Source organism: Pseudomonas sp. S3_B11 (assembly GCF_054667715.1).
In genome coordinates this window covers 1593255-1606066 of the sequence record NZ_CP162749.1, presented here as the reverse complement: position 1 = coordinate 1606066, position 12812 = coordinate 1593255, and the positions used below count along the sequence as shown (strand labels likewise).

General features: G+C 60.3%; 12 protein-coding genes. 5 read left to right on the top strand and 7 right to left on the bottom strand.

Features of this window, described 5'->3' with window-relative positions; genetic code table 11:
• Positions 1-15: 15 nt before the first annotated feature.
• The 4 genes from crcB to AB4O22_RS07510 all read right to left on the bottom strand — a co-directional run bounded on the left by crcB (position 16) and on the right by AB4O22_RS07510 (position 4999).
• Entirely contained in the window at positions 16-390 is a 375-nt protein-coding gene (gene crcB / locus AB4O22_RS07525) for a fluoride efflux transporter CrcB (RefSeq protein WP_013693703.1), read from the bottom strand.
• Positions 387-1712, bottom strand: a complete 1326-nt coding sequence (locus tag AB4O22_RS07520; protein WP_003203328.1) for a replication-associated recombination protein A — start codon at positions 1710-1712, stop codon at positions 387-389. The genes crcB and AB4O22_RS07520 overlap by 4 nt, the downstream gene beginning before the upstream one ends.
• A 200-nt stretch (positions 1713-1912) precedes the next feature.
• On the bottom strand, positions 1913-2536 hold the full coding sequence (gene lolA, locus AB4O22_RS07515) for an outer membrane lipoprotein chaperone LolA (protein ID WP_003203330.1): 624 nt from the start codon (positions 2534-2536) through the stop codon (positions 1913-1915).
• Positions 2537-2593: 57 nt separating this feature from the next.
• The gene (locus tag AB4O22_RS07510; protein ID WP_003203332.1) at positions 2594-4999 is read right to left on the bottom strand and encodes a DNA translocase FtsK; all 2406 of its coding nucleotides are present in this window, start codon (positions 4997-4999) and stop codon (positions 2594-2596) included.
• A 308-nt stretch (positions 5000-5307) separates the two neighbouring features.
• Between AB4O22_RS07510 and trxB the strand changes: the two genes are divergently transcribed.
• The 4 genes from trxB to infA all read left to right on the top strand — a co-directional run bounded on the left by trxB (position 5308) and on the right by infA (position 8135).
• A complete protein-coding gene (gene trxB, locus AB4O22_RS07505) occupies positions 5308-6267 on the top strand; it encodes a thioredoxin-disulfide reductase (RefSeq protein ID WP_460096059.1) in 960 nt (319 codons plus the stop codon).
• 81 nt (positions 6268-6348) lie between these two features.
• The gene (gene aat / locus AB4O22_RS07500; RefSeq protein WP_003203336.1) at positions 6349-7029 is read left to right on the top strand and encodes a leucyl/phenylalanyl-tRNA--protein transferase; all 681 of its coding nucleotides are present in this window, start codon (positions 6349-6351) and stop codon (positions 7027-7029) included.
• A gap of 57 nt (positions 7030-7086) precedes the next feature.
• Positions 7087-7794 (top strand): arginyltransferase, encoded by a 708-nt coding sequence (locus AB4O22_RS07495; RefSeq protein ID WP_003203338.1) that lies wholly within the window; start codon positions 7087-7089, stop codon positions 7792-7794.
• 122 nt (positions 7795-7916) lie between these two features.
• Positions 7917-8135: a translation initiation factor IF-1 gene (gene infA / locus AB4O22_RS07490; RefSeq protein ID WP_002553999.1), complete on the top strand. Its 219-nt coding sequence runs from the start codon at positions 7917-7919 to the stop codon at positions 8133-8135.
• A 142-nt stretch (positions 8136-8277) separates the two neighbouring features.
• On the opposite strand, the gene clpA is transcribed toward infA, so the two are convergent.
• Together clpA and clpS are read right to left on the bottom strand one after the other, a co-directional pair.
• On the bottom strand, positions 8278-10548 hold the full coding sequence (clpA, locus tag AB4O22_RS07485; protein ID WP_003203340.1) for an ATP-dependent Clp protease ATP-binding subunit ClpA: 2271 nt from the start codon (positions 10546-10548) through the stop codon (positions 8278-8280).
• A gap of 29 nt (positions 10549-10577) precedes the next feature.
• Positions 10578-10940, bottom strand: coding sequence for an ATP-dependent Clp protease adapter ClpS (gene clpS, locus AB4O22_RS07480; protein ID WP_003180089.1), 363 nt, complete (start codon positions 10938-10940; stop codon positions 10578-10580).
• A gap of 226 nt (positions 10941-11166) precedes the next feature.
• Here clpS and AB4O22_RS07475 point away from each other — a divergent pair, with 226 nt between their 5' ends.
• Positions 11167-11436, top strand: coding sequence for a cold shock domain-containing protein (locus AB4O22_RS07475; RefSeq protein ID WP_003203343.1), 270 nt, complete (start codon positions 11167-11169; stop codon positions 11434-11436).
• A 77-nt stretch (positions 11437-11513) separates the two neighbouring features.
• Here the strand turns inward: AB4O22_RS07475 and icd are convergent, their stop codons facing one another.
• Positions 11514-12770, bottom strand: coding sequence for an NADP-dependent isocitrate dehydrogenase (icd, locus tag AB4O22_RS07470; protein ID WP_003203344.1), 1257 nt, complete (start codon positions 12768-12770; stop codon positions 11514-11516).
• Between the last annotated feature and the right edge of the window lie 42 nt (positions 12771-12812).

Here is a 12812-nt window from a genome sequence, read left to right as displayed (position 1 = left end):
GTCGGTCTCTCGTTATCAAAGTTTGGTCAAGGACAGGCCAGCCCAGGTGGCGAGCAGCCCGCCGAATACGCTGATGGCCGCATAGCCCAGGGCCAGCGGCACTTGCCCGCTTTCCAGCAAGCGCACCGTATCCAGTGAAAAGGATGAAAAGGTCGTCAGGCCGCCAAGAAAGCCGACGATCAGGCCCGCACGCACCTCGATAGGCACTTCCGGGCGCATCAAAAACAGACCGTATAGAACACCGATCAGCAGACAGCCCACGATATTAACGGCCAGCGTCGCGGTATAGAAGTGCCGCGGCCAATTTGCGTTGATCCAGTTGCCGGTCGCGAAGCGCACCAACGTACCCGCAACGCCACCGGCGGAAACTGCAAGAATCAAGGGGATCAAGGTTTTCTCCGCTGCCGTGGACTCAAGCGGTCCAGTTGCGCCAAGTGGTTGAGCTTCTCGCCGATCTTCAGCTCCAGGCCACGAGGCACCGGCTGATAGAAGCGCTGGGGTTCGAGTTCATCGGGAAAATAGTCTTCGCCGGCGGCATAGGCGTCCGGCTCATCGTGGGCGTAACGGTATTCTTCGCCGTAGCCCAGCTGCTTCATGAGCTTGGTCGGCGCGTTGCGCAGGTGCAGCGGCACCTCGAGGGAACCGTGCTCGGTAGCGCTGCGCATCGCCGCCTTGAAACCCATGTACACGGCGTTGCTTTTCGGCGCGCAGGCCAGGTAGGTGATCGCCTGGGCCACGGCAAGCTCGCCTTCCGGGCTGCCGAGGCGCTCCTGCACGTCCCAGGCTGCCAGGCACAGGCTCAGGGCCCGCGGGTCGGCATTGCCGATGTCTTCGCTGGCCATGCGCACCACCCGCCGCGCCAGGTACAGCGGATCGCAGCCGCCGTCGATCATGCGCGCAAACCAGTACAAGGCCGCGTCGGGGTTGGAACCGCGGATGGATTTGTGCAACGCCGAAATCTGGTCGTAGAACGCCTCGCCGCCCTTGTCGAAGCGCCGACGGGTGTCACCCAGCAGGCTTTGCAGCAGCTCGACGCCGATCTCGCTGTCGTCTTCTGCCAGGTCCGAGGCGTTTTCCAGCAGGTTGAGCAAGCGCCGGCCATCGCCATCGGCGGCTGAAAACAGGATCTGGAAGCCTTCATCGCTGAGGCTCAGATGCCGCTTGCCCAGGCCGCGCTCCTCGGTCAGCGCGCGATGCACCAACTTGCGCATCGCCGCCTCGTCGAGGCTCTTGAGCACATAGACCCGCGCCCGCGACAGCAAGGCGTTGTTGAGTTCGAACGAGGGGTTTTCGGTGGTCGCGCCGATGAAAATCAGCGTACCGTCTTCGACGTAGGGCAGGAACGCGTCTTGTTGGGACTTGTTGAAACGGTGGACTTCGTCGACGAACAGGATCGTGCGCTTGCCGTATTGCCCGGCCTGCTGCTTGGCCACTTCCACCGCCTGGCGGATTTCCTTGACCCCGGCCAGTACCGCCGACACCGTTTCGAAATGGGCGTCCGAGACTTCCGCCAGCAGCCGCGCCAGGGTGGTCTTGCCCACGCCCGGCGGGCCCCAGAAGATCATCGAGTGCAAGGCACCCTGCTCCAAGGCCTCGCGCAGAGGCTTGCCGCGGGCGAGCACATGCTCCTGGCCGACGTACTCATCCAGGTTGGTCGCGCGCAGGCGGGCGGCCAAGGGCTGGGCAATCGGGGCGCTTCGAAACAGGTCCATCACTACTTATGCAACCTCCACTGAATCCTGGTGCCGATGATCTCTGCCGGAGCAGATCTGTGGGAGCAAGGCTTGCCCGCGATTGCATCGCCTCGGTCTACCAGATACACCGAGGTGCCTGTATCGCGGGCAAGCCTTGCTCCCACAGACCAATTCCCACAGACCATTCCTACAGGCCATTTCCCACAGCGGGTCTTGGTTTATTCCTGGATCACGTCCGCACCCTTGGGGATATCGAACTTGAACTTGGACGCGGCGATCGGCTCGTTGGCCTTGACCCCGGTGAACAGGATATTGGTGCGCTGGCCGACACTGTCGATCAGTTGCATGTCGTTGACCAGGCCGTTACGGAACGACAGGCGCAGACTGTCGAACAGGCTATCCTTGGTCTTGGGCTTGAGGGTGAAGTCAATCACGCCACCGGCCTCCTTGGAGGTGATCTCGAAGCTCTGGCTGATCTCGGAAATGTCACCGGAGAGCAGCAGCGCCGGCGTCTGGGTCAGGCGCTGGTCGAGGGTCTTGATGGTTACCTGCTCCAGGTCCGGGTCCCACAGGGAAACTTTCTTGCCATCGGAGACCATCAATTGCTCGGCTGGCGCATCGGTGTGCCAGTAGAACAGGCCTGGACGCTGCAGGGCCATGTCGCCAGCGGTTTCCTGCAACTGGGTACCACTGCCATCGAGGGTCAACTGGGAGAAACGCGCGGTCAGGGTCTGGGAGCCTCCCAGCAATTGGGTCAGGCGAGCCACGTCCTTTTCGCCGGCGTGGGCCGACAAAGTAGACAAGGCCAGTACGGGCAACAGCAACATGCGAATCAGGCGCATGGGAGTCCTCATGAAGTCGTGGGGGTCGAGCGGTCTGTCAGCAGGCCGCCCGGGTCGTTAGTCGCGCATCGGGCCCGGCGCCAGTACTTCGCGCGAGCCGTTGGTGTTCATGGCCGTCACCACCCCGGCCATTTCCATGGCTTCGATCATGCGGGCGGCGCGGTTGTAGCCAATCTTCAGCTTGCGCTGAACGGCAGAAATCGAGGCCCGGCGGCTTTCCAGGACGAATTGCACCGCTTCGTCATAGAGCGCATCGGTTTCAGCATCGTCGTCACCGCCGCCGCTGCTGCCCTCGAAACCGCTGCCGGCTTCTTCGACACCGTTGAGGATGTCGTCGTTGTATTCAGGAGCGCCACGCAGTTTCCAGGCCTCCACCACGCGGTGCACTTCGTCGTCGGAGACGAACGCGCCATGCACACGGATCGGCAGGCTGGTGCCCGGCGGCATGTAGAGCATGTCACCGTGACCAAGCAGCTGCTCGGCACCGCCCTGGTCGATGATGGTCCGCGAGTCGATCTTGCTCGACACCTGGAACGCCATGCGGGTCGGGATGTTGGCCTTGATCAGGCCGGTGATCACGTCCACCGACGGCCGCTGTGTGGCGAGGATCAGGTGGATACCGGCCGCACGGGCCTTCTGGGCAATACGGGCGATCAGCTCTTCGACCTTTTTGCCGACGATCATCATCATGTCGGCGAATTCGTCCACCACCACCACGATGGTCGGCAGCTTGTGCAGCAGCGGCGCTTCGTCGTGGATATTTTCGCGGTGATACAGCGGGTCGCTCAACGGCGTACCGGCCTCTTCGGCTTCCTTGACCTTGGCATTGAAGCCCGACAGGTTGCGCACGCCCATCTTCGCCATCAGCTTGTAGCGGCGCTCCATCTCGGCGACGCTCCAGCGCAAGGCGTTGGCGGCGTCCTTCATGTCGGTGACCACCGGGCAGAGCAGGTGCGGGATGCCTTCGTAGATCGACAGCTCGAGCATTTTCGGGTCGATCATGATCAGCTTGGCGTCTTCGGGACCTGACTTGAACAGAATCGACAGGATCATCGCGTTCACGCCCACCGACTTACCGGAACCGGTGGTACCGGCCACCAGCAGGTGGGGCATTTTCGCCAGGTCAGTGATGACCGGCTTGCCGCCGATGTCGTGGCCCAGGGCCAGGGTGACCGGCGACTTGTGGTTGTCGTACTCAGGTGTCGACAGCACTTCGGAGAAGCGCACGATCTGCCGGTCTTCGTTGGGAATCTCGATGCCCACGGTGGTCTTGCCGGGAATCACTTCCACCACCCGCACGCTGGTCACGGCCAGGGAACGCGCCAGGTCTTTCGCGAGGTTGGAGATGCGGCTGACCTTCACGCCGGCGGCCGGCTGGATTTCGTAGCGGGTGATGACCGGGCCCGGGTGGATCGAGTCCACCGAGACCTCGACGCCGAACTCCTTGAGCTTGATCTCCAGCAAATGGCCGACGGCCGCCAGGGATTCGGGCGAGTAGTTGAGCTGTTTCTTCTCGGCCGGGTCCAGGATCGAGATCGGCGGCAAGGTGCCTTCCACCGCGCTGTCGACGAACAGCGGCGCCTGTTTCTCTTTCTGGACGCGCTTGCTTTGCTCGGGCGGCTTGGCCGGGGCCATGGTGATGACCGGCGGCACCTGTTTCTCGCGATCGGACATGTGCTTGCTCAACGCCTGCTCACGCTCGATCAGGCGCTCCTTGACCTTGGCCTGCTCGCGCTTGTCCGGCGTCGTCGGGGCTACCACGTCGTGGACACGGTCGTCGACTTCACGCAGTTGCGCCACCAGTTGCTTGCGCTCGGTGCGCGCCGCCCACCAGCGATTCATGGCGCCCTGGATCAGCTCGATCAGGTCGAGGGTGATCTTGCCGGTGACGTCCATGACCTTGAACCATGACAGGTCGGTGAACACCGTCAGGCCGAACAGGAACAGGGCGATGAACAGCAGCGTGCTGCCCTGGATGTTCAGGGCGTTCCTGGCCAGGTCGCCGAGGCTTTCCCCCAGCGCCCCGCCCGCCCCGGCCGGCAAGCCGGTGGGCGCGTGGAAATGGATATGGGCCAGCGCGGCCCCCGACAACACCAGGAACACCAGGCCGATCAGGCGCCAGGAGAACAGCCAGCCGCTCCACTGCCACGGCTCGTGGCGCTGGCGGAAGATCTGATAGGCCTTGATCGCCAGCAGCAGCGGGAAGATGTAGGCGAAATAGCCCAGCACCATGAACAGGATGTCGGCGCTGTAGGAACCGGCCGGACCGCCGAAGTTCTGCACGTCGTCGATCTTGCTGTTATGGCTCCAGCCCGGATCGTCCTTGCCGTAGGTCAGCAGGGCCATCATCAGGAACAGGCACAGGGCGCCGATGGCGATCAACGCACCTTCCTTGAGCCGGTAGTGCAATTGCTGGCGCCAGAGCGGAACGACTGGTTTGGGTGCTGCGGTGGATTTCTTCAAAACGCTTCTTTTCCTGCGCCAACGGCGCGTCCATCTGTTGAATGACTATAAAAAACTGCCCATGACGAGCAGGTAAAAAAGTGAATGTGCACAACCGGTACTACTTTTACCACTGTGGGGTGCATCCAGAAAACCGCAGGTGTTGCCGAAGATTTTGATCTTTAGCCCATCCTGCGTTCAAAACTCAAGCATTGTACGGGTTTGTCCGCGCCAAGGCATTGCCTGACAGCATAGCCGGATACAGGGTGTACACGCGCCAATTGGACCATGCATTCTCTTTTGTGACAAAGGCTTATGAGGTGTTTTTTATGAGCGAAGTGAAGCATTCACGCCTGATCATTCTCGGTTCCGGCCCTGCGGGGTACAGCGCTGCCGTCTATGCTGCCCGCGCCAACCTCAAACCCGTTGTCATTACCGGCCTGCAGGCCGGTGGCCAGCTCACCACCACGGTGGAAGTCGATAACTGGCCCGGCGATGTCGAAGGCCTGACGGGCCCGGTACTGATGGAACGCATGCAACGGCACGCCGAGCGCTTCGACACGCAGATCGTCTACGACCATGTCCACACCGCCAAGTTGCAACAGCGCCCATTCGAATTGATCGGCGACAGCGGCACCTACACCTGCGATGCGCTGATCATTGCCACCGGTGCCTCAGCCCAGTACCTGGGACTGCCTTCGGAAGAAAGCTTCGCCGGCAAGGGAGTTTCGGCGTGTGCGACCTGCGATGGCTTTTTCTATCGCAACCAGGTGGTGGCCGTGGTCGGCGGCGGCAATACCGCGGTCGAGGAAGCCCTGTACCTGTCGAACATCGCCAGGGAAGTGCACCTGATCCACCGTCGCGACAAGCTGCGTTCAGAGAAGATCCTGCAGGACAAACTCTTCGCAAAGGCCGCCAGCGGCAATATCAAGCTGCACTGGAACCAGAACCTGGACGAAGTCCTGGGCGACGCCAGCGGCGTGACTGGCGCGCGCCTGCGCCACAGCGAGACCGGCGAAACCAGCACCCTGTCCCTGGCCGGCGTGTTCATTGCTATCGGCCATAAACCCAATACCGAGCTGTTCCAGGGCCAGTTGAAGATGCGTGACGGCTACCTGCTCGTACGCGGCGGCAACGAAGGCAACGCCACCGCGACCGATATCGAAGGCGTGTTCGCCGCCGGCGATGTGGCCGACCATGTCTATCGCCAAGCGATTACCTCCGCCGGCGCTGGCTGCATGGCCGCACTCGACGCAGAGAAGTATCTCGATGACATCCCGGCCGTTTGACGGTTAACCTTCCAGGCGGGCGCTCGCTGATGGACGAGGCCCGCCACCTGCCGCCCTCCCCTTCTACTAAGCCGGATACCAATGCTGACCTGGTTACAACGCAACACTTTCGAGTTCCCGCCACTGGCAAAAGCCATGCGCGATCCCAACGGGTTATTGGCCGCCGGTGGCGATCTATCCGCCGACAGGCTGATCCAGGCCTATCGCCATGGTTGCTTCCCATGGTTTTCCGAGGGGCAGCCGATCCTCTGGTGGTCGCCGGACCCGCGCACGGTGCTGTTTCCCGACGAACTGCACATATCCCGCAGCCTGGGCAAACTGCTGCGCAAGCAGCGCTATGAAGTGACGTTCGATCGGGATTTTGCCGCGGTCATCCAGGCCTGCGCCGCGCCGCGGGACTATGCCGAGGGCACCTGGATCACCGACGCCATGCAAACCGCTTATCTGGAACTGCACCGACGCGGTTTCGCCCATTCGGTGGAAGTGTGGGACCAAGGGGCATTGGTGGGCGGCCTGTATGGCTTGGCCATGGGCCAGCTGTTTTTTGGCGAGTCCATGTTCAGCCGGGCCGACAATGCGTCGAAATTCGGCTTCGCGAGGCTGGTCCAACACCTCAAGGCCGCCGGTTTCGTGCTGATCGACTGCCAGATGCCCACCGAGCATCTGCACAGCCTGGGCGCCCGCTCGATTCCACGGACTGAGTTTGCGGGCTATCTCAAGGCCCATCTGGATCAACCCAACCACGCAACCTGGGTTTGCTGAGCGACATTCGCGCGCGTGGCTTACACTTAAATTTAAAAGCTTATCCGAGGGTTGATCATGACCGAGTTGGCGCGCTTGAAGTTCTATGCCACTCAGCCCCACTCTTGCAGTTACCTGCCAGAGGAGCAGGCCACGACGCTGTTCCTCGACCCTAGCCAGCCCATGGATGTGCATGTCTACGCAGACCTGTCGGAAATGGGCTTTCGTCGTAGTGGCGACCATCTCTACCGGCCCCATTGCCAGCATTGCAACGCCTGCGTCCCGGCGCGCATCCCTGTGGCGCAATTTTTGCCCAATCGTCAGCAGAAACGCATTTTCAAGCGCAACGCCGACCTTCAGGTCCGCCCAGCCAAGCCGCAGTTCACTGAAGAATATTTCGACCTGTACCAGCGCTACATCGAACAACGCCATGCCGATGGCGACATGTATCCGCCCAGTCGGGATCAGTTCTCGACCTTCCTGGTACGTGATCTGCCGTTTTCCCGCTTCTACGAATTCCGCCTCGAAGGGCGCCTGGTCGCCATCGCCGTCACGGACCTGCTGCCCAATGGGCTTTCGGCGGTGTACACCTTCTACGAGCCAGACGAAGAACGGCGCAGCCTGGGGCGGTTTGCCATCCTCTGGCAAATCAACGAAGCCCGGCGCCTGGGACTGGAAGCGGTGTACCTGGGCTACTGGATCAAGAACTGCAAGAAAATGAACTACAAGACCCAATATCGCCCCATTGAACTGCTGATTAACCAACGGTGGGTTGTCCTGAGTTAGATCCCTTCGGCTTAAAAGCTAGAACCCCTTGGCTTGAACCCCCTTTTTCGGGCACAATGCACGCCGCTTTTGCCTGGCGCAGTTGCACCGGGCCATTCACTGGATACCGAGGGCTTTACTGCATGTCGAAAGAAGACAGCTTCGAAATGGAAGGCACTGTCGTCGACACCCTGCCCAACACCATGTTTCGTGTGGAGTTGGAAAATGGGCACGTCGTAACCGCGCATATCTCCGGCAAGATGCGCAAGAACTACATTCGTATTCTTACCGGTGACAAAGTGCGCGTCGAGCTGACGCCCTATGACTTGAGCAAAGGGCGCATCACTTACCGCGCTCGCTAACAAGTCAATACAAAACGCCCGGCTGATGCCGGGCGTTTTTGTTTGTGGGAGCCAAGCTTGCTCGCTCCCACAAGGGATTGGTGTGGGGCTGGAATAGCAAAAAGGCGCCTTTCGGCGCCTTTTGCTGTGTTGCGACTAACGATCAGGCCATTTCGGCCGTGGTTTCGAAGTCGAAGGTCAGTTCGCCGTCCTTGATGTCGATGTGGACCACACCGCCATGCTCGGCCAGTTCGCCAAAGAGGATTTCCTCGGCCAGCGGACGCTTGATCTTGTCCTGGATCAAGCGAGCCATCGGCCGCGCGCCCATCGTCACATCGTAACCACCTTCTGCCAGCCAACTGCGGGCCGCATCGGTGACTTCCAGCAATACACGCTTGTCCTCGAGCTGCGCCTGAAGTTCGGTAAGGAACTTGTCCACCACGCTCTTGATGACTTCATGGCTGAGGCGACCAAACTGGATAATGGTGTCCAGGCGGTTGCGGAATTCAGGCGTGAAGCTCTTCTTGATCACTTCCATCGCATCGGACGAGTGGTCCTGATGGGTGAAACCGATCGAAGCTCGAGCCGCGGTTTCGGCCCCGGCGTTCGTGGTCATGATGATGATCACGTTGCGGAAGTCCGCCTTGCGCCCGTTGTTATCGGTGAGCGTACCGTGGTCCATGACCTGCAGGAGCAGGTTGAAGACTTCCGGATGCGCCTTCTCGATTTCATCGAGCAACAATACGCAGTGTGGCTGCTTGGTGATGGCTTCGGTCAGCAGGCCGCCCTGGTCGAAACCGACATAGCCTGGAGGCGCACCGATCAGACGCGATACGGTGTGGCGCTCCATGTACTCGGACATATCGAAGCGAACCAGCTCGATACCCATTGCCTTGGCCAGCTGCCGCGCAGCCTCGGTCTTGCCGACACCGGTAGGACCGGCGAACAGGAACGAACCCACTGGCTTGTCTGGTGACTTGAGACCGGCGCGGGACAGCTTGATGGCGGTCGACAGCGAGTCGATGGCCGCATCCTGGCCGAACACCGTCAGCTTCAGGTCACGCTCCAGGTTACGCAGCAGCTCCTTGTCGGAACTGGTGACGTGCTTAGGCGGAATACGCGCGATTTTCGCCACGATGTCCTCGACCTGAGGCACTTCGATGCGCTTGACGCGTTTCTCCACCGGTTGCAGGCGCTGGTAGGCACCCGCCTCGTCGATGACGTCGATGGCCTTGTCCGGCATGTGCCGGTCGTTGATGTAACGCGAGGCCAGCTCAGCCGCCGCGCGCAGGGCCTCATCGCTGTATTCGATGTTGTGGTGCAGCTCGAAACGCCCTTTCAGGCCGCGCAGGATACCTATGGTGTCTTCCACCGAAGGCTCCGACACATCGACCTTCTGGAAACGCCGGGCCAGGGCACGGTCTTTCTCGAAGATCCCGCGGAATTCCTGGAACGTGGTCGAGCCGATGCAACGGATATCACCCGACGACAGCAACGGCTTGAGCAGGTTAGACGCATCCATGACCCCACCCGACGCCGCCCCGGCACCAATAATGGTGTGGATCTCGTCGATGAACAGGATCGCTTGCGGACGTTTTTTCAACTCGCCAAGCAACGCCTTGAAGCGTTTCTCGAAATCACCGCGGTATTTGGTACCGGCCAGCAAGGCACCCAGATCGAGGGAGTACACCACGCTGTTGGCCAGCAGGTCCGGCACCTGGTTGTCGACGATGCGCTTGGCCAGGCCTTCGGCGATTGCGGTCTTGCCCACGCCCGCCTCGCCCACCAGCAATGGGTTGTTCTTGCGACGCCGAGCCAGGATCTGTGCGACACGCTCGACTTCCGCTTCGCGCCCGACCAGCGGGTCAATGCGTCCCTGGCGTGCCAGTTCGTTCAGGTTGCTGGCATAGGCATCCAATGGGTTGCCTGAAGAAGAAGACTCACCGCCCTCGTCGTCCTGCATATCCTGCTCACCCTCGGAATGATCGCCATGCCCCGGCACCTTGGAGATGCCATGGGCGATGTAGTTGACGACATCGATACGCGCAACGCTCTGCTGCTTGAGCAGGAACACCGCCTGGCTTTCCTGCTCGCTGAAGATGGCAACCAGCACGTTGGCGCCGGTGACTTCACGCTTGCCCGAGCTCTGTACATGGAAGACAGCACGCTGCAGGACACGCTGGAAGCCCAGGGTTGGCTGGGTTTCGCGATCCTCGTCATGGACGGGGATCAATGGCGTGGTGGAGTCGATGAACTCCTGCAGATCATGCTTGAGTTTATCGAGGTTCGCGCCGCAGGCACGCAAAACGGTGGCGGCAGCCTCGTTATCCAATAGGGCCAGCAGCAGGTGTTCGACGGTCATGAATTCATGACGCTTCGAACGAGCCTCCTTGAAGGCAAGATTGAGGGTGACTTCGAGCTCGCGGTTTAACATAGCTTCACCTCATACCCAAGTGGTCGGCGTTAACCGTCCTTCTCGATTTCACAGAGTAGCGGATGCTGGCTTTCCCGGGCGTACTGGTTGACCTGCATGGCCTTCGTCTCGGCGATGTCGCGGGTAAACACTCCACATACTGCCCGTCCCTCTGTATGGACGGCCAGCATGACCTTGGTCGCCAGCTCGCGATTCAGGTTAAAAAACACCTCGAGCACTTCGACGACGAAATCCATCGGTGTGTAGTCATCGTTGAACAAAACCACCTTGTACATCGGTGGCGCCTGTAATGCAGGCTTTGCCTCCTGAACAGCAATGCCTGCGGAATCGTCGTCGTGTAGATCCGGGCGATCCTGATTGAATGTTAGTCGAATCTGGCTGACTGCATGCATGGAAAGAAAGGTTCGTTTAGTTGGCGAATACAGTGATGGGGGCGCTTGTGGGCGATTTCAACCACGACCACCCGGCCACCTTGACTATCGGCAAAACGGTGTTACAACCAATAGAGCCCATCGTGGGTTAAAAAGGTCCGTGGAATCTATCCTTACTTCAAGATTAGCCTGCGGATGGACTGGATGATACTCCAGTGATGGAGTGCGTTGCAGAGGGAAATGGGTTATGTCGGTCGTCAAGATGAATGGCAAGGTGAAATGGTTCAACAATGCCAAGGGCTACGGTTTCATTATCGCGGCCGGCAGGGATGATGAAGACCTTTTCGCCCATTACTCGGCCATCAACATGGAAGGCTATAAAACCCTGAAGGCCGGACAGCCTGTGACGTTCGACGTCATCCAGGGACCCAAGGGCCTGCACGCGGTCAACATCAGGGTTGTCACCGTCGAAGAAACGCCCGCCCCTGTCCAGGTCAGGGTCACCGAAACCCATTGACCGGCCGCCGCACCGGACAAATGAAAATGCCCGACTCGATCACTCGAGCCGGGCATTCGCGCTGAGCGCCGATCCGCTTACATGTGCGAGATCAGGGCATCACCGAAGCCCGAAGACGACACCAGCTTGGCGCCCTCCATCAGACGTTCGAAGTCATAGGTCACGGTCTTGGCCGAAATCGCGCCGTTGGTGCCCTTGATGATCAGGTCGGCCGCTTCGGTCCAACCCATGTGACGCAGCATCATTTCCGCCGACAGGATCAGCGAGCCAGGGTTGACCTGGTCCTTGCCGGCATACTTGGGCGCGGTACCGTGGGTGGCTTCGAACATTGCCACGGTGTCGGACAGGTTGGCGCCTGGCGCAATACCGATACCACCCACTTCCGCCGCCAGGGCGTCGGACAGGTAGTCACCGTTCAGGTTCAGGGTGGCGATCACGTCATATTCGGCCGGACGCAACAGGATCTGCTGCAACATCGCATCGGCGATGGCGTCCTTGACGACGACATTCTTGCCGGTCTTCGGGTTCTTGAACTGCATCCACGGCCCGCCGTCGAGCAGGGTCGCGCCGAACTCCTCGGCCGCCACTTCGTAGGCCCATTCCTTGAAGGCACCTTCGGTGAACTTCATGATGTTGCCTTTATGCACGATGGTCAGCGAATCGCGGTCATTGTCGACAACATATTGCAAGGCCTTGCGAGCCAGGCGCTGGGTGCCTTGCTTGGAAACCGGCTTGATGCCGATGCCGCAGTCCTCGTCGAAACGGATCTTGGTCACACCCATTTCTTCTTTCAGGAACTTGATGACCTTGGTGGCTTCAGCCGAACCGGCCTTCCACTCAATGCCTGCGTAGATGTCCTCGGAGTTCTCGCGAAAGATGGTCATGTCCACGTCGCCAGGCTTCTTGACCGGGCTTGGCACGCCTTCGAACCAGCGCACCGGACGCAGGCACACGTACAGGTCGAGCTGCTGGCGCAGGGCCACGTTCAGCGAACGGATACCACCGCCCACCGGCGTGGTCAGCGGACCCTTGATGGAAACCACGTAATCCTTGACCGCGTCCAGGGTTTCCTGGGGCAGCCAGGTGTCCTGGTCGTAGACCTGAGTCGCTTTCTCACCGGCATAGACTTCCATCCAGGAAATCTTGCGCTTGCCGCCATAGGCCTTCTGAACCGCAGCGTCCACAACCTTGATCATGACCGGACTGATATCGACGCCAATGCCGTCGCCTTCGATGAAGGGGATGATCGGGTTGTCGGGAACATTAAGAGAATGGTCTGCATTGACGGTAATTTTGTCACCGACGGCTGGAACCTGAATCTTTTGATACCCCATGCTGAACTCCGTTGCTTGGATTGAACATCTGGCTGCGTTCGA